The organism is Streptomyces sp. NPDC041940 (assembly GCF_055589465.1).
Window position 1 is genome coordinate 112,681 of record NZ_JBVJBP010000010.1, and the last position, 22,766, is coordinate 135,446.

The 22,766-nt window shown below is 69.1% G+C and carries 19 protein-coding genes, 2 tRNA genes and 1 pseudogene; 8 read left to right on the forward strand and 14 right to left on the reverse strand.

The window, feature by feature from the left end:
• Positions 1 to 16: 16 nt before the first annotated feature.
• The 8 genes from ACZ6I3_RS18925 to ACZ6I3_RS18960 form a co-directional block, all read right to left on the reverse strand.
• Complete coding sequence (locus tag ACZ6I3_RS18925) at positions 17 to 772, reverse strand: TetR/AcrR family transcriptional regulator (protein ID WP_469415829.1); 756 nt, start codon at positions 770 to 772, stop codon at positions 17 to 19.
• Positions 773 to 896: 124 nt separating this feature from the next.
• Complete coding sequence (locus ACZ6I3_RS18930; protein WP_469415830.1) at positions 897 to 2,393, reverse strand: MFS transporter; 1,497 nt, start codon at positions 2,391 to 2,393, stop codon at positions 897 to 899.
• Between the two features lie 118 nt (positions 2,394 to 2,511).
• Positions 2,512 to 4,701, reverse strand: coding sequence for an ArnT family glycosyltransferase (locus ACZ6I3_RS18935; protein ID WP_469415832.1), 2,190 nt, complete (start codon positions 4,699 to 4,701; stop codon positions 2,512 to 2,514).
• Positions 4,698 to 6,131, reverse strand: a complete 1,434-nt coding sequence (locus tag ACZ6I3_RS18940) for a bifunctional glycosyltransferase family 2/GtrA family protein (protein ID WP_469415833.1) — start codon at positions 6,129 to 6,131, stop codon at positions 4,698 to 4,700. The genes ACZ6I3_RS18935 and ACZ6I3_RS18940 overlap by 4 nt, the downstream gene beginning before the upstream one ends.
• A 14-nt stretch (positions 6,132 to 6,145) precedes the next feature.
• Entirely contained in the window at positions 6,146 to 8,041 is a 1,896-nt protein-coding gene (locus ACZ6I3_RS18945) for an ATP-binding protein (protein WP_469415834.1), read from the reverse strand.
• Entirely contained in the window at positions 8,038 to 8,778 is a 741-nt protein-coding gene (locus ACZ6I3_RS18950) for a response regulator transcription factor (protein WP_469415836.1), read from the reverse strand. The genes ACZ6I3_RS18945 and ACZ6I3_RS18950 overlap by 4 nt, the downstream gene beginning before the upstream one ends.
• A 197-nt stretch (positions 8,779 to 8,975) precedes the next feature.
• Positions 8,976 to 9,848 (reverse strand): DUF2797 domain-containing protein, encoded by an 873-nt coding sequence (locus ACZ6I3_RS18955; RefSeq protein ID WP_469415837.1) that lies wholly within the window; start codon positions 9,846 to 9,848, stop codon positions 8,976 to 8,978.
• 93 nt (positions 9,849 to 9,941) lie between these two features.
• Positions 9,942 to 10,322, reverse strand: coding sequence for an HGxxPAAW family protein (locus ACZ6I3_RS18960; RefSeq protein WP_469415838.1), 381 nt, complete (start codon positions 10,320 to 10,322; stop codon positions 9,942 to 9,944).
• Positions 10,323 to 10,420: 98 nt separating this feature from the next.
• Here ACZ6I3_RS18960 and ACZ6I3_RS18965 point away from each other — a divergent pair, with 98 nt between their 5' ends.
• Positions 10,421 to 10,921 carry a MarR family winged helix-turn-helix transcriptional regulator gene (locus tag ACZ6I3_RS18965; RefSeq protein WP_469415839.1) on the forward strand — a complete coding sequence of 167 codons (501 nt, stop codon included), beginning with the start codon at positions 10,421 to 10,423 and terminating at the stop codon, positions 10,919 to 10,921.
• A 60-nt stretch (positions 10,922 to 10,981) separates the two neighbouring features.
• Here the strand turns inward: ACZ6I3_RS18965 and ACZ6I3_RS18970 are convergent, their stop codons facing one another.
• Positions 10,982 to 11,248 (reverse strand): hypothetical protein, encoded by a 267-nt coding sequence (locus ACZ6I3_RS18970; protein ID WP_469415841.1) that lies wholly within the window; start codon positions 11,246 to 11,248, stop codon positions 10,982 to 10,984.
• A gap of 122 nt (positions 11,249 to 11,370) precedes the next feature.
• Here ACZ6I3_RS18970 and ACZ6I3_RS18975 point away from each other — a divergent pair, with 122 nt between their 5' ends.
• Positions 11,371 to 11,559, forward strand: coding sequence for a hypothetical protein (locus tag ACZ6I3_RS18975; RefSeq protein ID WP_469415842.1), 189 nt, complete (start codon positions 11,371 to 11,373; stop codon positions 11,557 to 11,559).
• 5 nt (positions 11,560 to 11,564) lie between these two features.
• Here ACZ6I3_RS18975 and ACZ6I3_RS18980 read toward each other — a convergent pair whose 3' ends face one another.
• A complete protein-coding gene (locus ACZ6I3_RS18980) occupies positions 11,565 to 12,272 on the reverse strand; it encodes an alpha/beta fold hydrolase (RefSeq protein ID WP_469415843.1) in 708 nt (235 codons plus the stop codon).
• Between the two features lie 150 nt (positions 12,273 to 12,422).
• On the opposite strand from ACZ6I3_RS18980, the gene ACZ6I3_RS18985 reads away from it, so the two are divergent.
• Positions 12,423 to 12,992 (forward strand): TetR/AcrR family transcriptional regulator, encoded by a 570-nt coding sequence (locus ACZ6I3_RS18985; RefSeq protein WP_469415844.1) that lies wholly within the window; start codon positions 12,423 to 12,425, stop codon positions 12,990 to 12,992.
• Positions 12,993 to 13,379: 387 nt separating this feature from the next.
• Positions 13,380 to 14,354: an SGNH/GDSL hydrolase family protein gene (locus tag ACZ6I3_RS18990; protein WP_469415845.1), complete on the forward strand. Its 975-nt coding sequence runs from the start codon at positions 13,380 to 13,382 to the stop codon at positions 14,352 to 14,354.
• A gap of 349 nt (positions 14,355 to 14,703) precedes the next feature.
• On the opposite strand, the gene ACZ6I3_RS18995 is transcribed toward ACZ6I3_RS18990, so the two are convergent.
• Positions 14,704 to 18,048: a caspase, EACC1-associated type gene (locus tag ACZ6I3_RS18995; RefSeq protein ID WP_469415846.1), complete on the reverse strand. Its 3,345-nt coding sequence runs from the start codon at positions 18,046 to 18,048 to the stop codon at positions 14,704 to 14,706.
• Positions 18,048 to 18,401, reverse strand: coding sequence for an effector-associated constant component EACC1 (locus tag ACZ6I3_RS19000; RefSeq protein WP_469415847.1), 354 nt, complete (start codon positions 18,399 to 18,401; stop codon positions 18,048 to 18,050). The genes ACZ6I3_RS18995 and ACZ6I3_RS19000 overlap by 1 nt, the downstream gene beginning before the upstream one ends.
• 473 nt (positions 18,402 to 18,874) lie before the next feature.
• On the opposite strand from ACZ6I3_RS19000, the gene ACZ6I3_RS19005 reads away from it, so the two are divergent.
• The 3 genes and pseudogenes from ACZ6I3_RS19005 to ACZ6I3_RS19015 form a co-directional block, all read left to right on the forward strand.
• On the forward strand, positions 18,875 to 19,459 hold the full coding sequence (locus ACZ6I3_RS19005) for an NUDIX hydrolase (RefSeq protein WP_469415848.1): 585 nt from the start codon (positions 18,875 to 18,877) through the stop codon (positions 19,457 to 19,459).
• A gap of 445 nt (positions 19,460 to 19,904) precedes the next feature.
• A complete protein-coding gene (locus ACZ6I3_RS19010) occupies positions 19,905 to 21,080 on the forward strand; it encodes a hypothetical protein (RefSeq protein WP_469415850.1) in 1,176 nt (391 codons plus the stop codon).
• Between the two features lie 38 nt (positions 21,081 to 21,118).
• Positions 21,119 to 21,519, forward strand: a pseudogene (locus ACZ6I3_RS19015) (site-specific integrase); the annotation flags it as partial.
• 81 nt (positions 21,520 to 21,600) lie between these two features.
• Here the strand turns inward: ACZ6I3_RS19015 and ACZ6I3_RS19020 are convergent.
• Both ACZ6I3_RS19020 and ACZ6I3_RS19025 read right to left on the reverse strand, forming a co-directional pair.
• A tRNA-Arg gene (locus ACZ6I3_RS19020) sits at positions 21,601 to 21,673 on the reverse strand.
• Positions 21,674 to 21,857: 184 nt separating this feature from the next.
• Positions 21,858 to 21,948, reverse strand: a tRNA-Ser gene (locus ACZ6I3_RS19025).
• A 164-nt stretch (positions 21,949 to 22,112) separates the two neighbouring features.
• Between ACZ6I3_RS19025 and ACZ6I3_RS19030 the strand changes: the two genes are divergently transcribed.
• Complete coding sequence (locus tag ACZ6I3_RS19030; protein ID WP_469415852.1) at positions 22,113 to 22,661, forward strand: SSI family serine proteinase inhibitor; 549 nt, start codon at positions 22,113 to 22,115, stop codon at positions 22,659 to 22,661.
• The last annotated feature ends 105 nt before the right edge of the window (positions 22,662 to 22,766 follow it).

Below are 22,766 nucleotides of genomic sequence, written 5' to 3' on the forward strand. Positions count from 1 at the left end.
TGGCCCCGACGGCGGCTCAGGAGCGGGCGACGATCGTCTCGATGCCGGCGATCAGCAGTTCCAGCGCGAACTCGAAGTCCCGCTCCAGCATCTCCGCCACCGTGTCGCCGCCGCGGGCCGCCATCATCTCCTGGGAGTCGCGGATGAGGTCGGCGGCCTGCGGGGACTCGGTCGCCGTGCTCATGGCGTCCTGGAAGTACTCGTCCAGGGTCATGCCCGCGGCCGCGGCCCGGGTGGAGAGATGGCCCTCGAGCGTGCCGTACCCGTAGACGAACTGGAAGACCGCCGAGATGGTGCTCGTCAGCCGGTTCGCGGGCAGCCCGGTCCTGCGGACAACGCGCTGCACAGCCCTTGAGTACGCCAGGTTGTGGGGACCGATGTTGAGGTAGGTGCCGACCAGTTGCGACACCCAGGGGTGGCGCACCAGCAGCCCGCGGTACTCCCGGGCGAGGGCACGCACCTGGTCGCGCCAGTCCTCGTCGACTTCCGCCTCGGGCAGCCGCACCTCGCCCATGGCCTCGTCCAGGGTGAGTTCGAGGAGGTCGTCCTTGGTGTCGACGTACCAGTAGACGGACATCGCGGTGACGTTCAGCTCGCCGGCCAGCCGCCGCATCGAGAACCTGGCCAGCCCCTCGGCGTCGAGCAGCCGCACGGTGACCTCGATGATGCGCGCCCGGTCGAGCCCCGAGGGCTGTCCCCCGCCGCGCCGCCGATGCGCCTTGCCGTCCAGCCACACACTGCTCCGCGCGGCTTCGTCGGCTGCTTTCGCCATGGCGCACCTTCCTCGACTTGCTGATGCCGATCATGCTAGGCGCCCCGTCCTTGCCTGGGGCGCGGGGCGGTGTCGATCTGCGGCTCCGCCGCGCACCCGCAAGACCACCGCACGCCCCGAGCTCCTACGCGGACTCTGCCCGCTCGGCCCGCCGCAGCAACGCCGCCGCGACCAAACCACCCAGCAGAACGGCCACCGCCCCCACCAGCTGACTGCTCTCCAGGCCGGAGGCGAACGCGTCGGAGATCCGGGCCTTCTCCTCCGCCGAGTCCGCCGACGCCAGCGCCGCGGGCAACGACGCCGCGGACACGGCGACCAGGGACGCGAACCGCGAGTTGAGCACCGCGCCCAGCACGGCGACCCCCAACCCGTTGCCGAACTCCGCGAGCGTCCCGTTGATCCCCGCTCCCACTCCCGCCTTCTCGGGCGGAATCGCACTCATGATCGCGTTGGCCATGGCCGGCATGGACAGCGCCACACCCGCGCCCATGACGATCAGACCGAGCAGCATCCCGCCGTACCCGTGCCCGCCGAACAGCGCGATCGCCGCCAGCCCCGCGGACACCAGGGTCATACCGAGCGCGATGGCCGCCGGCGTACCGGCCTTGAGCACCAGCTTCGCCCCGAGCCCGGTGAAGTTGAGCACGACGACGGTCAGCGCCAGCGGCGCGGTCCGCAGCCCGGCGTCCAGCGGCTCGTAGCCGAGGACGAACTGGAGGTGCTGCGTGAGCAGGAACAGCGACCCCGTCATGCCGAACGCCACGAGGATCGTGCCCGCGACCGCGCCCACGAACTTCTGGTTGCGGAAGAAGTGCATGTCGAGCATGGGGTTGTCGATGCGCAGCTCCCACATGACGAACAGGCCGAGTACGGCCAGGCCGAGCAGCGCGGAGACCAGCACCTGGCCGGACGTCCAGCCGTGCTCGGGCCCGGTGATGATCGCGTACACGCACGACGTCATGCCGATGGTCGACAGCACCGCGCCGACCAGGTCGGGCCGGTCGCCCTCCTTGTGCTTGGACTCCGGGACGAGCGCGGCGACCGCGATCAGGCCGAGCACGGCGACCGGGATGTTGATCAGGAAGATGGCGCCCCACCAGAAGTGGTTCAGCATCACACCGCCGATCAGCGGCCCGGCCGCGAACCCGAGTGAACTGACCGTCGACCACAGCGCGATGGCCTTCACCCGCTCCTTGTCGTCGAAGATCTGCACGACGACGGCGAGGATCGTGGTCATCAGCAGCGCGCCGCCGACGCCCATGCCCGCACGGGCCGCGATCAGCTGTCCCGGGCTCTGGGAGAGGCCGGCGGCCAGCGAGCCGACGCCGAATATCGCCAGGCCCGACATCAGCAGCCGCTTGCGGCCGTAGCGGTCGGCGGCGTTGCCCGCGGTGAGCAGCAGGCCGGACTGGACCAGCGCGTACGCGTTCATCATCCACTGGACGTCGGCGGTCGTGGCGTCCATCTCGCGGGTGAGCGAGGGGATCGCCACGTTCAGGATCGTGTTGTCGAGCAGCACGGTGAGCTGCGCGAGGCAGATGACACCGAGGATCAGCCAGCGCTGAGGGTGGCCGCCGGAAACCGTCTGGGGTGGGGCCTGTTCCTGGGGGGACGTCGTCATGCTGTACACCGTAGAACAGTTCCCATACGGTGTACAACGCGATTACGGCTGGGTGCGGCGAAGGGCGGTGGTTCTCGGCCACCGCCCTTCGTCCTGCCGCGCCGTACTCAGGTGACTGTCAGCCGCTCGCCTTCTGTGTGAGGTCGTAGAAGGTGGACGAACCGACCGTGACCTTCTTGAACGTGGACTCGACCCAGGAGGTGATCTGGGAGGACGTGCCGTCGCTGCTGCCGCCCATGCCGCCGCCGCTGCCCGAGCTGATGAAGTAGTGGATCTTTCCGTCCGCCACGTACTGCTTGAACTGGGCCAGCGTCGGGGACGGGTCCGTGCCGTTGAAGCCGCCGATGGCCATCACCGGGTCTCCGGTGGAGAGCTGGTAACTCGCCGCGTTCTGGGCGCCGATGGCCGCCGCAGCCCAGGTGTAGTCGTCCGCGTTCTTCTCCAGGAGCGCCTTGGCCTCGGAGCTGACGCTGGCGCCGTTGAGCAGGCCGCCCATGCCGCCACCGCCCATGCCTCCCATGCCGCCCGTACGGCCGTCGCCGTTCTGCCTGCCCTGCTGGTTCTGCTGGTTCTGGCCGCCGCCGGGGAAGCCGTTGCCGTTGTCGGGCGGCTGGCCCTGGCCTTGGCCTTGGCCCTGCTGACCCTGTTGGTTCTGGCCCTGCTGGTTCTGGCCCCCGCCGGGGAAGCCGCCGCCGCCCGGGCCACCGCCCATGCCGCCGCCACCGCCGGGGCCGCCACGGCCGCCCGAGACCGCCGGGCCCGCGGTGACGATCGAGCCGGAGTGTCCCTCGTTCAGCGTGGTGAGGGTGTACGCCGCCGGACCGGCCAGCGCGGCGACGAGGCCGAGCCCCGCGGCGCCCAGGGCCAGTCGACGGCCCAGCCGGCCGGCGAAGACCAAGCCGAGGGCCGCGGTCAGACCGCCGACCAGGACGAGCCACTTCAGCCAGGGCAGGTAGTCGGAGGAGCGGTTGAGCAGGACGTATCCCCAGGCCGCGGTGGCCGTCATCGCGGCCGCCAGGGTCAGCGACGCCCAGGCCTTGTCGCGCTTCTCCCAGAGCAGCGCCGCGCCCATGCCGATCAGCGGGGCGATGTAGGGGGCGAGGGCCACGGTGTAGTACTCGTGGAAGATGCCCTGCATATAGCTGAAGACCACCATGGTGATCAGCAGCGAGCCGCCCCACACCAGGAACGCACCGCGGGTCGCGGAGGTCCGGCGGGCCTTGCGCGTGGCCACCAGGCCGGCGACGAGGAGGATCAGCGCGGCCGGGATCAGCCAGGAGATCTGGCCGCCGATGGAGGAGCTGAACATCCGGTCCCAGCCGGTCTCGCCCCAGGCCCCGCCGCCGTTGCCGCCCCCGCCGCCGCCACCGACGCTGCCGGTCTCGTCGCCGTTGAGGCGGCCCAGGCCGTTGTAGCCGAAGGTCAGTTCAAGGAAGCTGTTGTTCTGCGAGCCGCCGATGTACGGGCGGGACGACGCGGGCCACAGCTCGACGATCGCGACCCACCAGCCGCCGGAGACGACGATCGCGGCCAGGCCCGCCGCGAGCTGACCGATCCGCTTCTTCACCGTCACCGGCGCGCAGACGCCGTAGACGAGGGCGAGCGGCGGCAGGATCAGGAAGGCCTGGAGGGTCTTGGCGAGGAAGGCGAAGCCGATCGCGGCACCGGCCCACAGCAGCCACTTCGTCCGGCCGTCCTCCAGGCCCCGGATGACGAAGTAGCAGGCGGCGGCCATCAGCAGCGCCAGCATCGCGTCGGGGTTGTTGAAGCGGAACATCAGCGCGGCGACGGGGGTGAGCGCGAGCACCGCGCCCGCGATCAGACCGGCCGCGGGGCTGAACCGGCGGCGCACCGCCGCGTACAGGACCGCGACCGTGCCGACGCCCATGAGGACCTCGGGGACGAGGATCGCCCAGGAGCTGAGTCCGAAGAGCCGTACCGCCAGGGCCATCGGCCACAGCGCGGCCGGGGGCTTGTCGACGGTGATGGCGTTGGCCGCGTCCAGCGAGCCGAAGAAGAACGCCTTCCAGGACTGGCTGCCGGCCTGGACGGCCGCCGAGTAGAAGGAGTTGGCGTAGCCGGAGGCGCTCAGGTTGTAGAGGTAGAGCGCGGTGGTCACGAGGAGCAGGCCGAGGAAGGCCGGGCGGGCCCAGCGGGGGTCCTCGGGGCGGCCGTGCCAGAGCCGTTGCGCGAAGGGCCGCCTGGGGTCACCGGGGGCCGGTTCGGTGGGCGCGGGTGCCGGGGGGCGGGTCCAGGTGTCAGGACTCGTGTCTCTGCCGGCGGTCTGCTGGTCGTAGTGGATCGTCATCGGGAGTCCCTCGGGTCGGTGTCGTGCGGGCGCACCGGCTGGAGCTGCATGGTGGCGTCCCTCCCCCACTGGGCGGTGGCGACGGTGTCGTGCGCGTACTGGGGGGTGCGCTGGGGGAGCGGGCCGTAGTCGCCGTACTGCACGGTCGGGTAGGACGGGGTGTGCGAGACGGCCACCACCGGGTCGCCGTCGCGCCGGTCCGGGAACACCCACGCCCGGAAGAGCAGGAAACGCAGCACGGTCGCCGCGAGGTTGGCGGCGATGAGCACCGCCAGTTCGGTGGAGTGCGCGGGCTCGGACGTGGCCGCGTTGAGCGCCGCGAGTGAGCCGCTGGTCAGGGCGAGTCCGATGCCGAAGACGACCAGGCCCTGCGCCTGGTGCCGTACGGCCCCGCCGCGTCCGCGCACCCCGAAGGTGAGCCGCCGGTTGGCCGCCGTGTTGGCGATCGCCGAGACCAGCAGGGCGAGCGCGTTGGCGAACTGCGACCCCGTGAAGACGCGGAAGCCGCTGTAGAGCAGCAGGTAGAAGAGGGTGGACAGGGCGCCGACCACGCAGAACCCGACGAGCTGGCGGGCCAGGCCCTTCGGTACGTCCTTGATCTCGCGGTCGCGCGGGTCGTCCCCGAACGGCCGGGCGATGCGGTCCAGCGGCAGCGAGCCGGTGGCCAGGGCCCTGCCGATCCGCCACACGCCCTTGAGGTCGTCGGTCGCGGTCTTGACGATGTGCACGGTCGAGTCGGGGTCGTCGACCCAGTCGACCGGCACCTCGTGGATACGGAGCCCGGCGCGCTCGGCGAGCACCAGCATCTCGGTGTCGAAGAACCAGCCGGTGTCCTCGACGAGCGGCAGCAGCACCTGCGCCACGTCCCGGCGGATCGCCTTGAACCCGCACTGGGCGTCCGAGAAGCGGGCCTGGAGCGAGCCGCGCAGGATGAGGTTGTACGCCCGGCTGATGAACTCCCGCTTGGGGCCGCGCACCACGCGCGAGCTACGGGCGAGCCGGGAGCCGATCGCGAGGTCCGAGTGGCCGGAGATCAGCGGCGCCACCAGCGGGAGCAGGGCGTTGAGGTCGGTGGACAGGTCCACGTCCATGTACGCCAGCACCGGGGCGTCGGAGGCCGACCAGACGGCCCGCAGCGCCCGGCCGCGGCCCTTCTGCTCCAGCCGGGAGAGGGTGACCTCGGGAAGCTCCGCCGCCAGCCGCGCCGCCACCTGCGGGGTGGTGTCCGTGGAGGCGTTGTCCGCGATCGTGATGCGGAACGCGTACGGGAACGTCCTGACGAGGTGCTCGTGGAGTCTGCGGACGCACGGCTGGAGGTCCTTCTCCTCGTTGTAGACGGGGATCACTACGTCCAGGACAGGCGTACCGGCTGGTGCGGCCGGGAGGTGCTCCCGCGCCGGCAGGGTGCCGGGAGAAGAATCGGTTCGCATGGAACCGACTTTCGTCAGGCGCCCTGTTGTACCGATGTGGTGACGCTGTGGCGTGCCTGTGAGTGCTGTTGCCAGCTCATTTCCGGCTGCGGCTGGGCCGGGATCGCGGGCAGGTGCACCGTGAAGACGGTCCGCCCGGGCACGCTGTCGACGGTCACGGCACCGCTGTGCGCGGTCGCCACGGCCTGCACGATGGCGAGGCCGAGACCGGTCGATCCGGTGCTGCGGGAACGCGCGGAGTCGCCGCGCGCGAACCGTTCGAAGACATGCGGCAGCAACTCGGCGGGAATCCCCTGCCCGTTGTCCTCCACGTCCACGCACAGCCAGGGCCCGCGTCGCTGCACGCGGGCGGTGACGGTCGTGCCCGGTGGCGTGTGATTACGGGCGTTGCCGAGCAGGTTGACGAGGACCTGTTGCAGCCGGGCCGCGTCCGCCGACACGAGCGCGGGCTCGTCGGGCAGGTCGAGACGCCAGTTGTGGTCCTGGCCGGCGGCACGGGCGTCACTGATGGTGTCCACGACGAGCGGTACGAGGTCGGTCTGCTCGAACTGCAGCGGCCGCCCGGCGTCCAGGCGCGCGAGCAGCAGCAGATCCTCGACGAGCAGCGTCATCCGCCCGGCCTCGGACTCGATCCGCCCGAGCGCGTGCCGGGTGTCGGGCCCGACGTCCTCTCTTCCGCGCCTGGTCAGCTCCGCGTATCCGCGGATGGAGGCGAGGGGGGTGCGCAGCTCGTGGCTGGCGTCGGCGACGAACTGCCGGACCCTTGTCTCGCTCTGCTGCCGTGCGTGCAGCGCCCCGTGGACGTGGTCGAGCATCCGGTTGAGCGCGGCGCCGACCTGTCCGACCTCGGTGTGCGGGTCGGTCTCGGGGTCGGGGACACGCTCGCTGAGGTTCACCTCGCCCGTGTGCAGGGGGAGTTCGGAGACGCGGGTGGCGGTGGCCGCGACCCTTCGGAGAGGGCGGGTGGCCACGCCGATGAGCACGGAACCGGCGATGGCGGCGGCGACCAGTCCGGCGCCGGTGACGCTGACCTCGACGAGGATGAGGGTGTTGATGGTGGTGGTGACGGATTCGGTGGGCAGGGCGACGTAGTAGCTGCCGCTGCCGTCGACTTCGGTGACGTACTGCACGCGGTACTCGCCGAGGTCGGGGATGTCGATGGTGTACATGCCGTGCGTCTTCGGCACCTCGGCGAGGGCGGCCTGCTGCTCGTCGCTGAGCTCGACGGGCAGGTTCCGCTGGAAGGGGCCGTTGTCGTTGGAGGTCTCCTTGGCGAAGACCGCCTGGGTGACACTGCCGTCGGCACCGACCTCGGCGGCGACGGTGTCCGGCTGCGCGGGGCCCTCGGCGAAGCCGGTGATCCTGTCCTTCGATCCGACGTACTGCTGTTCCGCGCTCTGCCCGGTCCCGGAGTCCCCGGTCCCGCTGTTTCCGGTGCCGGAGTTCCCGTTCTCGGAGTCCCCCGTCCCGGAGTTCCCCGTCCCGGAGTTCCCGTTCTCGGAGTTCCCGGTCCCGGAGTCCTCGGTCCCGCTGTTCCCCGTCCCGGACTCCCCGGCCTCGGAGTTCCCCGTCCCGGAGTTCCCGTTCTCGGACTCCCCGGTCCCGGAGTTCCCCGTCCCGGAGTTCCCGTTCTCGGACTCCCCGGCCCCGTCCTGCCCGTCTCCGTCCTTCCCGCCCCCGGGTTTCATGGGGCCCGACAGCCGCTTGCCGGCGTCCTCGACCTTCGCGTCCAGCTGCTCGTACAGATGCGACCTGAGCGCGAGGGTCGTCACGGTCCCGATCACCGCGCACACCACGGCGATCAGCACCACGGACGCGACGACGAGCCGCGTCCGCAGAGTGCGCGGCTTGCCCGCTCGCGCCTGCTTGCCCGCTCTCTGCTGCGTACGCGTCCGTCGTCGCCCGCTCATGACGCCGCGGGCTTGATCAGGTAACCGGCACCACGCCGGGTGTGGATCATCGGCTCGCGCCCGGCGTCGATCTTCCGCCGCAGATACGAGATGTACAGCTCGACGACATTGGCCTGCCCGCCGAAGTCGTACGACCACACGCGGTCGAGGATCTGCGCCTTGCTGAGCACGCGCCGCGGATTGCGCATCAGGAACCGCAGCAGCTCGAACTCGGTCGCGGTCAGGTGGATGTTCTCGCTGGCCCGGGTCACCTCGTGGCTGTCCTCGTCGAGGGTGAGGTCGCCGACGACCAGCGTGGAGTCGGAGCGCCGGTCGGCCGCACCGGACCGCCGTATCAGCCCGCGCAGCCGCGCGACGACCTCTTCGAGGCTGAACGGCTTGGTGACGTAGTCGTCGCCACCGGCCGTGAGCCCGGCGATCCGGTCCTCGACGGCGTCCTTGGCGGTCAGGAAGAGCACGGGCACGTCCGGCAGCTCCCGCCGCAGCCGCCCGAGAACCGCCAGCCCGTCCATGTCGGGCAGCATCATGTCGAGCACGACGGCGTCGGGCCGGAAGTCGCGCGCGGTCTGGACAGCGCCCTGGCCGTCCCCCGCGCTCCGGATCTGCCAGCCCTCATAGCGAAGGGCCATGGAGAGCAGTTCGGTGATCGACAGCTCGTCGTCCACCACAAGCACGCGGACGGGGCTCCCGTCCGGCCTGAGCAGTTCGGTGCGCCCGTGGGGCGAGGTCGTGGTCATGTGAACACGATGTCGGGGACCCCTGAGAGCACCCTTTCGACAACCTGTGAATTCCCTGAGAAACGCACAGGCGGTTCTCAGGCAACGCCTGGGGAACGCCTGGGAATGCCGGGATCCGGCGGGGTGCGGGCGGTGGGGGCCGCTGTGCGGGGTGCGGGGGAAGCTGTGGGTCCGCTGGGCGGATCACGAGGGACTGATCAGAACAACCCCTCCTGCACCCCCGCTTCCTCCTTGAACTCCCGCACTGGAACGGTCAGTTCCGCGCCTCCGTCGGGCACCAGCTCCCACCCGGTCATCAACCGCGTATCGAGCACCACGACCCCACCCCCGGTGGCCAGATGCAGATCGGGCCCGGCGGCAGCCACCAGCTTCCCGCTCACGACCCCACCGGCGACCAGCTCGCTCACGCCCCCGACGGCACCGGGCAACCCGGCGAGCCCGAACACCTCGACATGATCGACAACCCGCGGCGGCTCCCGCACCAGCGACTCCGGCCACCCGTCGAGCACCACCGCCCGCGCGTGCAACTCGGCGACCTCACCGGCCCGATCGGCCGCCGCCTGCGGCAACGCGGCCCGCACGGCCCGCTTCTCGGCGTATGGAATCCGGTCGGGCACCCCCAGCGCGGCCCGCAGCAGCTCCTCGGTACGCCGCGCGGCCATGAGCGGCCCGGCACCCAGCCAGCTGAAGCAGACGGCACCCTGCTCCAGCAGCCGGGCCGATCCCCGCTCCACCGCCGTGATCCCGACCTTGACCATGCCGGGCCCGAACCACGCCAGATATACGTGATACGGCCGCGGGTCGTCCGCGATCGTGTCGGCGGCCACGGAGTGCGCCCGGTCCAGCCGCGCACACTCCTCGCACCGCGCCCCCGTACTCCGCCCCGGCACGGCCACCCGCGCCGGACACGCATGCCCCCGAGCCCCCACACACGTCCGCACGCCCCCCTCCGCGACCCCGAAGGCCACGCGTTTCCCCCAGGTCAGCGCACTGCGCCGCCCGCCGTCCCACACCAGCACGGGACCGTCCGCCGACCATCGCAGCCCCGAGCACTTCCATGCCTGTGCCATCTCTGCCGAGACTAGAGGGCACCACTGACAACGGCACCGCGGCGCCGGGCCGGGACGCTCAACGAGGGCGGCGGCGAACCGGCGAGCGGGGCTTCACCTGGCGGAATCAGCCCCGGCGGCAGCAGCCTCCGGCTCCCCACCCGCCCGTACGGACACCGCGCGGCCCTCCACCGGACGTCGCCGCCCGGCCAGCCGGCACCCCAGGCACTCGTCGTGCCCACCCCGCGCCGACGAGTCCCGCGCCCGCCAGGCCCACTCCTCCCGGGGCCGGAGGCCGGGCCCCTTCCCCCACCCGGACAGGTGCAGCGCCCAGGTGACGAGCAGAGCCACGACCCCGATGGCTATCCCGCCGGCGATCAGCAGGCCCGAGACCAAGACCACCCCGGCACCCGCCACACCGGCCGCGACGCTCCCGATGGCGCAGCCGACCCATCCCGCGAACGTGTGCCCGTGGTCATACTGATGTGCGCTCACGCGCTGCCCCCTCATCACATGGACCCGGGGGAGCCCCCGAACCCCCTACCACCATGACGTTCAGGGCCCAAAACTCTCACGGACTAAGGGAATTGGGAATGCGAGCCAAGCCGCGTCCGGCCGCCACGCCGGAGCAGGCGCTGTCGGCGATGGACCACCTCATCGCGACCCACCTGGTCGGACAGCACATGATCGCCCAGCAGGTCGGCATGAACGTGACCGACCTCACCTGCTTCGCCTACGTGATGGAGGCCGGCGAAAACCTCCTCACCGCAGGCGACTTGGCGGCCCGCGTCCACGTCACGACCGGCGCGGTCACCGGCATCCTCAACCGCCTGGAACGCGCCGGCTACATCACCCGCCGCCCCGACCCGACCGACCGCCGCCGCATCCGCGTAGCCGCCCGCCCCGACGCGGTCGCCCGCGTCCTCGAGGTCTACGAGCCGTACAACGCCCGCCTCACGAAACTCATGGCGGACTACTCCCCTGCCGAAGTCGCCCTCCTCAACGACTGGTTCATCCGCGCGAGCACCCTGGCGGCGGACTACCTGGAGGAACACTGCCGCCCCGACCGACCGGGGACCGGCCGAGCCAGGTAGCGCCCGAGGACCAGGTAGCGCCTGAGGACATCGCCCCGTCTCCGACGACGCGAAGTACGCCTACCGAGGCCGTCGTGAGTGCCGGTTCGAGCGTCGGCGCACGGTGAAGACGCAGGCGAGCATGCCGAGCCCCCAGGCGATCAGGAGGGCTCCCCACAGCGGCATGGTCACGACGGGCACGAGAAGGCGGATCTCGACACTCGAGCGGTTCTCGAAGATGAAGATCAGAGCGACCGCGGTGATCAGCACGAACGGTGCGAAGCGGCGGACGCCGGGTCGGGAAAGGAACGGCGTGTGCGCCTTGTGATCTGGGCTGGTCTGGGCCATGGGGTGCCTCTCCCTCACGTTGCCCCTGGCTCCAGCGTCCGCTTTCGGCCCCCGGCGCGCCACCGCACGGCCGCCCCGCCTGAGAGGATGTCGCGGACCATCTCGCGAAATGGGGGGCGTGCATGCTCCTGCTCATCCTGTCGGTCGTCGTCCTGCTCGTCATCGGCGGCTGCGCCTGCGTCTTCTGGGCGGCCCGGGGCGACGCCCCACGCTGGGCACGTGGTGTGGCCAGGGCGACGCTGCTCGGCAGCGAACTGGCCCGCAGCGCGAACCGGAATTCCCGCTCACGGCAGAGCGGTGGGGACGACTAGCGGGATCAGCGGGTGGACTTGGCGGCCTCGATGATGAGGTCGGCCACGGCGCCGGGCTGGGAGATGGACACAGCGTGGGACGCCTCCACGCGCACCACCCGCGACCCCGCACGCTCGGCCATGAAGTCCTGCGCCTGGACGGGGATCGCGTTGTCCCGCGTCGCGATCAGCGCCCACGAGGGCAGGGTGCGCCAGGCCGGCTCACCGGCCAGCTCGGCCGTCAGGGCCTTCTGGCGAACCGGCCGCTGGGTGACCGCCAGGAGGTCCGTGGTCGCCGCGGGCAGGTCACCGGCGATGACGTCCTGGAAGTGTCCGGGCTGAATCCGCAGCTCCGGCTCGCCGTCATGCTCGGTCACGGTGGTGGTCTCCGGTCCCATCCTGGCGCCGGGGAAGCGGGCGGCGTTCTCGAGCGCGCTCTCACCCTCGTCGGGCTGGAACGCGGCGACGTAGACAAGGGCGTCGACGTTGGACGCCTCGCGGGCGGCCCGGGTGATCACGGCACCGGCGTAGGAGTGGCCCACCAGGACGACCGGACCTTCCACGGCGCTGGTGACGGTGGCGACGTACCGGGCATCGGACTCGAGGCCCCGCAGCGGGTTCGCCGCGGCGACAGCGGAGTAGCCCTGCTCCTGGAGCTTGGCGATGACGTCCTTCCACATGGTGGAGTCGCCGAAGGCGCCGTGGACCAGAACGATCGTGGGGGTGGTGCTCATGGCTGTTTGGCCTCTCAGCTAGGGAGAACGATCGGTCTTTCTACAAGAAAGACTAGTCGTTCTCCCTCAAGGCTGCAATGTGATGGGTAGAGGGGGGACCGCAGGCCGACCGTCGTCCAGAACGACTGGTCTTTCTCTACGATGGGGTGCATGACGACCGCCTCGGAGCTCCACCCCAAGGACCGGCTGCTGCACACCGCGTCCCGGCTGTTCTACGCAGAGGGAATCCACGCCGTCGGCGTGGAACGCCTCATCACCGAGGCCCAGGTCACGCGCGCCACCTTCTACCGCCACTTCCCCAGCAAGGACGACCTGGTCTCCGCCTACCTCACAGCCACCGCCGAGGGGATCCGGAACGCGGTCGGGAACGAGCGGGCCGGCAAGTCACCGCACGAGGCGATCCGCGCGGTCATGGCCGTGCTCGGCGACGCGACCCTCGAAGACGGCTTCCGCGGCTGCCAGTTCCTCAACGCCGCCGCCGAATACCCCGACCGCACCCACCCGGTCCGCGCGGTGATCGACGACCAGCGCACATGGCTGTTCGAGGTACTCCGCGACCTCTCCGCCGACCTGGACCACCCCGACCCCGACCACGCGGCACGCGTACTCGTCCTCCTGCACGACGGCGCGTTCCAAGCGGCGGAACTCGACGACGCGACTGTCATCCGCGAAACGCTGCGCCGCGCCGTCGACGAGGTCTTCCCCCACCACGACGTCTGACCGGGGCGCCGACTCGCGCCGAGGCCCTGCCCGCCCCCCTCCCACGCGCGCACCAGGAGGACCGGCCGGTCGATCGATCGAGTCGACACTCAGCCGCTGGCGGCCCTGCGGAGCACGAACAAGACAGCCGACGTGGACGACGTCGCCGACCACGGCCCCGTCAGCGACCGAAAACCTGTCACCACCACTCACCCACCGAGCCGGGTCCGCCTGGCGGCAGTCGTACGCGGTCAGGATGTCAACCCCATCCGTTCAGAACGCTCCTGCCTCACCCCCCGCCCACCCCCAGACCCCACAGATCGTGACTGTCCGCATTGGATCTAGTGCCCTACGTAATACCACTCATACGGTCAAGTTTGCCGCCAAAACCGCATCCCTGGAGGATTCGTGGCAAGCTTCCGTACTCGTCTGGGCCTGCTCGGCTCGGCCGCGGCTCTCGCCGCAGGCGCCCTCGTCCCCGCGCAACTCGCCGGAGCGCAACCCGCCGCCGCGGCGGCCCATCAGTGGGTCGCCCTGGGCGACTCCTACACCGCCGGGGTCATCCCGGCCGCGGGCGACACCTTCGAGGTCCCCCGCGACGGCTGCGAGCGCACCGACCAGTCCTACCCCCAGGTCATCGACCGCGACCTCGGCTCGCTCTTCGACCTGACCAACGTCAGCTGCGGCGCCGCCACGATCGAGAACGTCACCTTCAGGGCGCAGGAGCCGATCGGCCGTCACCTGCCGCCCTTCTCCGAGGACCCGGACTACCCGTTCCCCGCCGTGCCTCCCCAATCCGCGGCCGTGGGCCCCGGCACCGACGTCATCACCGTCGGCGCGGGCGGCAACACCCTCGACTTCGCCGGCATCCTCTTCCAGTGCCTCCAGCTGGGCGGGGGCAGCGGCGGCGTGGGCACCCCGTGCAAGGACGACCTCGCCGACGACATCCCCAGCCGCCTGAACAAGGTGAGCGGCGACTACGACGAGATGCTCGAAGTCCTCCACGAACGCGCCCCACACGCGAAGATCCTGGCCGTCGGCTACCCCACGGTCATCCCGGAGGACACCTCCAAGTGCCAGTACAACAACCTGGAACAGTTCGGCCCGATCACCCAGGGCGACCTGGACTGGCTGCGCCAAGACGTCCTTGAGCCCCTCAACAAGGTCATCGACCAGTCGGCCACCGCGCACGACTCCGCCCGCTTCGTCGACCTCTACGACTCCACCCGACGGCACAGCGCCTGCGACACCGGCAAGTGGGTGGAAGGCGTCTTCACCCGCGTCCCCGACCAGCCGGCGTTCGTACACCCCAATGCCCGCGGCCACCGCAACGCCGCGGACCACGTCACGGCGGCGATGCTGGAAGCGATCGGCGTGAGCTGAAAACTCGGAGGCCCTGTGGATCACTCCACAGGGCCTCTGAACCGATGTGCACTCGGCAGGATCCGAACCTGCGACCTTCTGATCCGTAGGATCGGGCGGTGAGCCCTGCCCCCTGCCGAAAGCCTCTGGCCTCGATCGCCCAGGTTGGCGGACGAGTGCGAGCGTGTTCCGTCGTTGCCGTCAGAACTGCCGTCAAATTGCAGCTTCATCCCATCGTTGAGCATCCATCCCCGTCCCGGTGCCCAGCACAGCCGCTCAAGCCCCAAGCCACTCCACCGACGGTGAGCCAAGCGCGACAGGTGCAGCACTGCGGTACGGCATCTGCCACAGACGCAATTCCCACGGTGCTCTACTGCGATTCTGCTCCGCAGAGTTCGTCGATAGCATGTTGGCAGAGAGCGACCCTCTTGGTGATGCCAAGCTCGGCATAGAGACTCCTCGCTCTGCGAAGTTCGTCCGTGGCTTCCTCATAGCGGCCCTGCATACGATGGATCTCGCCGAGGCCCAGCGTGGCGTCGGCCTGGCCGCCGCGACTGCCGAGGGCCCGGTAAATGGCCAAGGCCTCTTGGAACGCGGCGGTCGCTTCCTCATACCAGCCCCGCACCTGGTGGACCTCGCCGAGACTCTTGGTGGCGTCGGCCTGGCCGCTGCGGTCCCCGAGTGCCCGGTAGGTAGTCAATGCCTCTTGGAACGCGGCGGTCGCTTCCTCATACCGGCCCTGCATGCGATGGATCTCGCCGAGGCCCAGCGTGACGTTGGCCTGGCCGCCGCGACTGCCGAGGGCCCGATAGATGGCCAAGGCCTCTTGGAACGCGGCGGTCGCTTCCTCATACCGGCCCTGCATGCGATGGATCTCGCCGAGGCCCAGCGTGGTGCCGGCCTGGCCAAGGTGGTCACCGAGGGCCCGGTAGATGGTCAGGGCCTCTTGAAAGGCGGTGCTGGCTTCCTCATACCGACCCTGCACCTGGTGGACCTCTCCGAGGCCCAGCGTGGTGCCGGCCTGGCCGCTGCGATTGCCGAGGGCCCGGTAGGTGGCCAAGGCCTCTTGAAAGGCGGTGCTGGCTTCCTCATACCGGCCCTGCATGTGGTGGATTTCTCCGAGGCCCTGTGTAGCGTCGGCCTGGCCGCTGCGGTCACCGAGGGCCCGGTAGGTAGTCAATGCCTCTTGGAACGCGGTGCTGGCTTCCTCATGCCGGCCCTGCATGTGATGGATCTCGCCGAGGCCCAGCGTGGTGCCGGCCTGGCCGCTGCGATTGCCGAGGGCCCGGTAGATGGTCAAGGCCTCTTGGAACGCGGTGGTCGCTTCCTCATACCGGCCCTGCACCTGGTGGACCTCGCCGAGGCTCTTGGTGGCGTCGGCCTGGCCGAGGTGGTCACCATGGGCCTGGTAGGTAGTCAAGGCCTCTTGAAAAGCGGCGGTGGCTTCCTCATACCGGTCCTGCATGCGGTGGATCTCGCCGAGGCCCTGTGTGGCGTCGGCCTGGCCGAGGTGGTCACCATGGGCCTGGTAGGTAGTCAAGGCCTCTTGAAAAGCGGCGGTGGCTTCCTCATGCCGGCCCTGCATGCGGTGGATCTCGCCGAGGCTCCCCGTGGCGACGGCGTGGTGGAGGGAGTCGGAAGAGGTGGTGCATAGGATCTCTTGGAAGAGCTCCTGAGCCTCGATGTATCGATCATCCTGGTAAAGCGATGTGCCGACGGCTTGTAAAAATTCGGCCGCTTGCGGCCAGTTGTCGGTGCTGGAGGCGCGCGCAGCGGCTTGAAGTTCCTGTGCATGTGCATCGAGCCACTGACGCGCGCTGCGCACCTCTTGATCATTGTGGTGCGCGCTAATGCGCAGGACGTCCCGGGCTTGTGTGAGCCCGATCTTTAGGTAGTGATAAAGCCGTTGCCTGCTGGTATGTTCCTCGCCCTGGGCAGAGTGAAGTGCGGCCGTTTGGCGAGCGTAGCCGAGGCTACTGTCGTGAAGGCCAAAGCGGTTATTCTGGCGGATCAGGAGCTGTTCGATCTCGGCGAGCCGCACCTCGATCTCGTATTCCGGTCGTTGAGTCATGACCGCAAGGGAATCAGGAGCGAAGTCGGGTCCGGGGTGCCAGGCGCACTGGTGGATCAGGTTGCGCAGGTCTGCGTCGAGGGCTATGTAGGCGCTCGTGAAGGCGGCACGCTCCGCAGCGTCAAGGCTAGGGAAAGCGGCGTAGCGCTCCGGACCGGCCAGCGAGGCGAGGATGGCGGTAGGGGAAGCGCCGCGCAACAGGCGGGTGCCGACCGGCCCCAGAGCAAGGGGACTGCCGCTAATTCGGTCAGCAATCTGGTCGAGACTCTCAGTGTCCTGAGGCACGCCCATCTTGTGCCAGACGGTGATGCAGTGAACGGCTGGCAGAGGGCGCAGTTCACGTCGCCAGTGGACGCCGAGCTCCGGCAGTTCGGAGCGGCTGGAGATCAGAACCGCGCTTGGCGACCCGGCGGAGGGCAGCAGCGGGGCCAACTGCTTTGCATCACGGGCGTTGTCCAGCAGCAGCAGTACTGCATGCTGCTTGAGGAAGAGGCGCCAGGTTTCGGCCCGTGCGCTCAGATCTTCCGGAATAAGGTCAGGGCCGTAACCCATGTGGTGAAGTTGCTCGGCAATGACCATGTGTGGGTCACGAGGCTGTTCGTTAGGTGTCCAGCCCCGTAAGTCGACCTCCAGGCAGCCACCAGGGAAGTTCGGGGCAATGCGGGCGGCCGCAGCCCGTAGCAGCTCGCTCTTCCCTTGGCCGCCGCGTCCATGAACGAGGCACACCGCAGCCGGCTGCATGGCCGCGCTTCCCAGTGCCTCAAGCTCGCCTTGACGACCGGTGAAATACGGCGTGGCCGCGTAGGCGGTGTGCACGGCTACCTGCAGGGTGCTGGCAGGAGGTTCTAAGGATGGGGTTGGTTTGGAGGCTGCCGGTGGGGTGTAGGCCTGGTTGGTTGCAAGAGGGATCCGGTGACCGTCATCCCGGGTACTCATCCGCGGGATCGGCACCCGGTCACCGCCTAACGTGCGTCCATGCAATCGCCCGCGCATTGCCCCGTAGACGTCGGCCATGGTCAACACAGCGAGGTCTTCGCCACGTCTGCCATCGGTAAGTTCCCCGGAAAGACCGTCCCGTAGGAGAAGTGTCAGCTCGCGTGTGAATACGCTGCCGTCGGGTAGACACAACGACCGCTCGGTCTCGGCGGACGAGGTGAGCACACAAGCGCCCTCAATCTCGAAGTCCGCAGCGGCCCGACTGCGTTCCTGTCCGTCCATAGGCAGGGCAGCTCCGCTAAAACAGCAGTCGACGATCACGACGCGGTGCCGGGCCTGGGAGCCAGCCACGATCGCCCGTATCTCATCGTAGGCAACTGAGTGGTGCGGGCGGTCCGGGCGGGACGCTTCGGTTCCCAGTAACAGAGTGCGACCGTCACGACCAAAGTGACCATGACCGGCGTAGTACACGAGCAAAAGACCACGCGCGTGATCCGCAGCGTCCTGCACGGCGTCCAGCAGGACCGTCGGTGTGCTGTTAGCGGGCACCGCCACACAGTGCTGGCCAGCAAACCCACCTGTGTCTCTTGCGATCAGCGAGTTCCGTAGAGCGGGCACGTTGTGCCGGACACCGTCCAATGCCGGCAAGTGTTTATAGGCATGGACGCCGAACAACACTGCACGGGAAGCGGCCTGATCAAGCTTCACTAGGATGACCGCGGGCCCGCACCGTCATCGTTTAGACGTCGTAGCAGCTCCGCAAGTTCCTCTGCGGAGAGGTGCCCGATATCCATCTTGCTGTCGCCGTGTACCAGCGTCCTTGCACCGCTGGCCCCGCCCCTCGGCCGAGTAGTGCGCCAGGTTGCATAGGCCACGGCAAAATTCGCGATATTGGTCGCGTTGCCAAGAAGCACATCAAGTGCCTCCAGCACGCTCATCGTCGGGCCGTCACCGGTCACTGCTTCAACGGGCAGCGTGGCTGTACCGGGATCACGGCCCAGCCACGAACGAAGATCCGTCAGCGCCCGTTCGTCACCCTCTGCCAACACCTGAATGTGCATGACCCCGCCCCCGATGCAAGATGCTTCTTCACGCTGTACCCAGGATAGTGGCAGCGTGACTCTCAGGAGCCGGTTCTCAAGAACGCTCGTACATCACTGACTGCGAGCGACACGCATGTCGTACAACCTCGCCTTGGCTGCCAGCGGGTATCGCTGGCCCCACCTTTGACCAGGCCTGACCGCTGTGTCGTGCCAGTCCGTGCGAAGAAAACAGAGGGGCCGGTCGACTGTTCACTAAGTGGTAATACCGCTCAGTCGCGGGTCAGCAGCGTTCTGCTCTCCAAATGCCCTTGGCTTCCAAGCCGAGGTCTCGGTTCGCCGTCGCCCTAGAGTTCCTCCACCTAACGCTCGGGCCTGGCCGGAGGCAAGATCTTCGTGGCGCATATTGTCAGCATGACGCGAAAAGAGGGGAACGTGCACCCTCCTCCAGATCGGTCTGAGATCCTGGACACCGATCGAGAGGGGCCACAGGTATGGAGTGGAAGACCCACGGTGAGCGTCAGGTCTACACGAACCAGTGGGTGAATCTGTGTCTGGTCGACGTCCAACAGCCTGACGGACGCAGGTGGGAGTACCACGTCGTCCGCCTCCGGCACCTGGCCGTTGCCGCTGTGGTCAACGATCGCCAAGAGGTGCTGATGATGTGGCGACACCGCTTCATCACGACCTCGTGGGCCTGGGAACTGCCCATGGGCCTGGTCGAGGACGGCGAGACCCCGGAGGAAGCGGCGGCCCGCGAAGTCTTGGAGGAGACCGGCTGGCGCCCCGGCCCCATCAAGCCCCTGATCTACGCCGAGCCGGCGAACGGCATCACCGACTCGCAGCACCACGTCTTCCGTATCGACGGCGCCACCTACGCAGGGCCGCCCACTGAGAAGAACGAATCCGACCGCATCGAGTGGATCCCCCTCTCAGAGATCCGCGGGATGATAGACCGCCGCGAGATCGTGAGCAGCGGGTCACTCGTGGGCCTGCTCTACCTGCTCATGGACGAACCGGCTGCTACTCATGAGGCTCCATGCCCATCCGCGGTCGTCCGTAGGCGATCACAACTCTGACGTTGGAAGTCGACCTCTTCGTCCCGAAGCAACTCGGGATACTCGCTGGGCTTGGGCTGCGGTGCCTGTCACCTGTGCTGATAGTCCGCGGGCCGTCGCCTACTCGTGGTGACTCGGAGATCTGTCGCGCAAGCTCCTCGACGACCTGCGGCACAACTCGTTGGGCGCCCTCGGCTTGCAGAGCTTCAACGAGAGCCTGGTGCACTTCCGCATACGGCCGTCCGGCGTGCGCGGCGCGAGTGCGATCGACCGCCCGCTCGATCTTGGCGAGGTGGGCCGCAACGATAGGCATGGACTTGTCGTATTCGCTCGGGTCGTTGGCCACGTGTCCAGCCGATCAGCGCGGAGCGGCTGGGGTCAAGGCCCGTCAAGGCCCGGGCGATCATCAGGTTGTGAAGCTCGCTTGACCCTAGGGGTGTCAGATGCTGCTGGCAGCATCACCGCCATGACCGACATACGCAGGACCCCGCCAAGGCCACTCGACGTCACTGCGCTCTTCCCTCAACTGGCCCCACTGGCACGCACGGCGACCCGGCTGCATCCCCGTCCCGGGTTGCCCTCGCCGCTCGACAGCTCGATCGGCGGGCCGCTGCTGTGGCCCGCGGACGAGCCGTGGCCGTACTGCGAGGGCTCGCACCAGTGGCACAGATCGGAGAAGCCCCACTCGCCGGACGACGTCCGGGAGCGGCGACGCATCGGGGCGCAGGCGAAGCACCGGCCCGTCGACGATGTCGGCCGGACCGTGTTCACGCCCGAGGAGCAGGCGACCCTGGAGCGGATCAAGGCCGGCCGCCCGCACCCTGAGGGCCCGGTCGCCCTGCTGCCGCTGGCCCAGCTGTACGCGCGCGACATCCCCGACCTGCGCCCGCCCGGCGGGGACGGGGCTGATCTGCTCCAGGTGCTGTGGTGCCCCTGCGACCATCCCCCGGACAAGTTCATGCCCAGGACCGTGCTGTTCTGGCGCCGTGCCGCCGAGGTCACGGACGTCCTCGTCACGCCCCCGCAGCCGTCCGCCGTTCAGTTCGACGAGTACGTGCCCGAGCCGTGCCTGCTCGCACCGGAGCAGATCACCGAGTACCCGCACTTCATGGAGTTGAGTGACGAACTGCAGGCGCAACTCCAGGACTGGAGCCGCTGGGAGGCGGCCGGCACCGCTGTGGACAGCTCCCTCATGGACCACCCGTCGGAGTTCTACGAGGACCACTTGTCCGTCGCGCCCGGTTGGAAGGTCGGCGGCTGGGCCTCTTGGGGCCCCACCGATCCCCAACCCCGGGGCTGCCCCGCTTGCGGTACCGAGGCGGACCCGTTGCTGACCATCGCCACCTTCGAATGGGACGACAACAGCCGCGGCTGGGTAGAGAACGAGGATCGGCCGCGCGTCAGCCCGTCGTTCACCGCACCCGACCCGGAGCACCAGAGGCTGATCGACGCCTTCCGGGCCAAGGGCCTGGACCTACAGGAACGCGGCCGTGTCCCGCGGTCCGTGAGCGAAATCGTCCCGCAGCCTCCTGACCTCGTCCCGAGGCAGCCGACCGAGGTCCAGATCGCCAGCGGCTACCGGCAGCAGCTCTACCGCTGCCCGGTGTCCGCGGAGCACCCCCACATCGAGCTGATGCAGTAGTTGCGGATGCGGACAGGTCCCGCTCCAGGGATTCCGGGGAGCCGTGGTCCGTGATCGAAGCGGGGCGCTTCCTCGCCGACTCCCTGGCCCGTGAGGACCAGCTGCTCGCGGGGCCTGGGTGCTGGTCCCCAGCCTGGGGCTGCGCCGTGGCGAGATCCTCGGGATCACCTGGAAGTCCATCGACTTCGAGACGGGGGAACTGTACGGAGTTCTGCCTCAAGGCTCTGCGGATGCGCCGGGCCCAGCAGACCGGGGACCGGAAAGCGGCCGGTGATCTCTGGCAGGACACGCGCGGCCTGGTCTTGAGGTGGCGCAGCGCATCCTCCGGCACTCGCAGATCGCCATGACGATGGAGGTCTACGCGGAAGCGAGCGAGGAAGAGGTGCGGGCCGCGCTCGGCAAGCTGTCCGCTGCGATGGGCGGTGCCGAGACCGGCTGACATCAGCCGTTGCTGTACTTCGCCGCTGTACGCCCCTGAAACGCAAGAGGCCCCGGATCTCTCCGGGGCCTCTCACCTGTGTGCACTCGGCAGGATTCGAACCTGCAACCTTCTGATCCGTAGTCAGATGCTCTATCCGTTAAGCTACGAGTGCTTGTTCTGTTTTATCGCCGCTCTCGGGCCTTCCGGCTCGCTCGCGGCGACAGGAAGAACATTACATGACTGCCGCCGCCATGTGAAATCCGTTTGCCATACCCCTTGTGAGCTGGGGAAACGGCTGTTCCGGCCGGTATGACAGCGAAGCCCCGGTCGGGTGACCGGGGCTTCGTGATCAGGTGCGGAGGCGGAGGGATTTGAACCCTCGATGGGCTTTAAGACCCAAACCGCATTAGCAGTGCGGCGCCATAGACCGGACTAGGCGACGCCTCCACGCACATCCTCCCGCGCGAGCGCGAGTCGGTGCTTGCCGATGATGACACAGTCGAGCGCCGCGTCACCAATCGCCCCCCACGGTACTAGGCAGGAAGGTCGCAGGGCAAAAGCCTTGTCGGGCTGTCGCGCAACGTCCCGGGGCACGCCGCGTTAGTCAGGGCATGTCGACTGTCATTTCCCGGGCCACCGCCCGAACCGCGCCCCGGACCACCCCCCGTAGTACCGGTCTGCGGCGCCTCGCTCTCGGTGCCGCCGCCTCCGTCGCCGCCCTCGGGGCACTGGCCGCGGTGTCCCCGGCCGCGTACGGCCAGGCCGGGCTCGGCGACGGCAAGAGCCAGAGCAAGAGCAAGAGCAAGAACCAGAGCAAGGAACGGGATCACCTCACCGTCACCGTGCGGAACGCGGGGGGCGGGGCCGACGGGACCTTCGAGCTGTACTGCGGGCCCGCCGGCGGCAGCCATCCCGACCCGGGTGGCGCGTGTGCCGCCCTGGAGCGGGACACGCGGTGGGGACAGGAGGCCTTCGCTCCCGCCCCGAAGGGCGGCTTCTGCACCATGCAGTACGGCGGGCCCGCCACCGCGCACGTCACCGGGACCTGGGCCGGGCGCCCCGTCGACGCCACGTACGACCGCCGCGACGGCTGCCAGATCTCCCGCTGGGACCGGCTCGTGCCGCTCCTGCCAGACATGAGGGCCGGGCAGGGCGCCTGAGGCGCGCCGCCTCCCGGTATCGGCTCTCCCTCCATAGACCCGCCCCGTTTTCACCCTCCGCATCTCGTCCGGATTTCGACCTTCCCCGTCCTCCCTCTCGCCGGT

Excerpts from the sequence above, each read along its gene's own strand:
- ACZ6I3_RS18925 (WP_469415829.1), bottom strand. The coding sequence starts at position 772 with ATGGCGAAAGCAGCCGACGAAGCCGCGCGGAGCAGTGTGTGGCTGGAC.
- ACZ6I3_RS18930 (WP_469415830.1), bottom strand. The coding sequence starts at position 2,393 with ATGACGACGTCCCCCCAGGAACAGGCCCCACCCCAGACGGTTTCCGGC.
- ACZ6I3_RS18935 (WP_469415832.1), bottom strand. The coding sequence starts at position 4,701 with ATGACGATCCACTACGACCAGCAGACCGCCGGCAGAGACACGAGTCCT.
- ACZ6I3_RS18940 (WP_469415833.1), bottom strand. The coding sequence starts at position 6,131 with ATGCGAACCGATTCTTCTCCCGGCACCCTGCCGGCGCGGGAGCACCTC.
- ACZ6I3_RS18945 (WP_469415834.1), bottom strand. The coding sequence starts at position 8,041 with ATGAGCGGGCGACGACGGACGCGTACGCAGCAGAGAGCGGGCAAGCAG.
- ACZ6I3_RS18950 (WP_469415836.1), bottom strand. The coding sequence starts at position 8,778 with ATGACCACGACCTCGCCCCACGGGCGCACCGAACTGCTCAGGCCGGAC.
- ACZ6I3_RS18955 (WP_469415837.1), bottom strand. The coding sequence starts at position 9,848 with ATGGCACAGGCATGGAAGTGCTCGGGGCTGCGATGGTCGGCGGACGGT.
- ACZ6I3_RS18965 (WP_469415839.1), top strand. The coding sequence starts at position 10,421 with ATGCGAGCCAAGCCGCGTCCGGCCGCCACGCCGGAGCAGGCGCTGTCG.
- ACZ6I3_RS18970 (WP_469415841.1), bottom strand. The coding sequence starts at position 11,248 with ATGGCCCAGACCAGCCCAGATCACAAGGCGCACACGCCGTTCCTTTCC.
- ACZ6I3_RS18975 (WP_469415842.1), top strand. The coding sequence starts at position 11,371 with ATGCTCCTGCTCATCCTGTCGGTCGTCGTCCTGCTCGTCATCGGCGGC.
- ACZ6I3_RS18980 (WP_469415843.1), bottom strand. The coding sequence starts at position 12,272 with ATGAGCACCACCCCCACGATCGTTCTGGTCCACGGCGCCTTCGGCGAC.
- ACZ6I3_RS18985 (WP_469415844.1), top strand. The coding sequence starts at position 12,423 with ATGACGACCGCCTCGGAGCTCCACCCCAAGGACCGGCTGCTGCACACC.
- ACZ6I3_RS19000 (WP_469415847.1), bottom strand. The coding sequence starts at position 18,401 with ATGCACATTCAGGTGTTGGCAGAGGGTGACGAACGGGCGCTGACGGAT.
- ACZ6I3_RS19005 (WP_469415848.1), top strand. The coding sequence starts at position 18,875 with ATGGAGTGGAAGACCCACGGTGAGCGTCAGGTCTACACGAACCAGTGG.
- ACZ6I3_RS19010 (WP_469415850.1), top strand. The coding sequence starts at position 19,905 with ATGACCGACATACGCAGGACCCCGCCAAGGCCACTCGACGTCACTGCG.
- ACZ6I3_RS19030 (WP_469415852.1), top strand. The coding sequence starts at position 22,113 with ATGTCGACTGTCATTTCCCGGGCCACCGCCCGAACCGCGCCCCGGACC.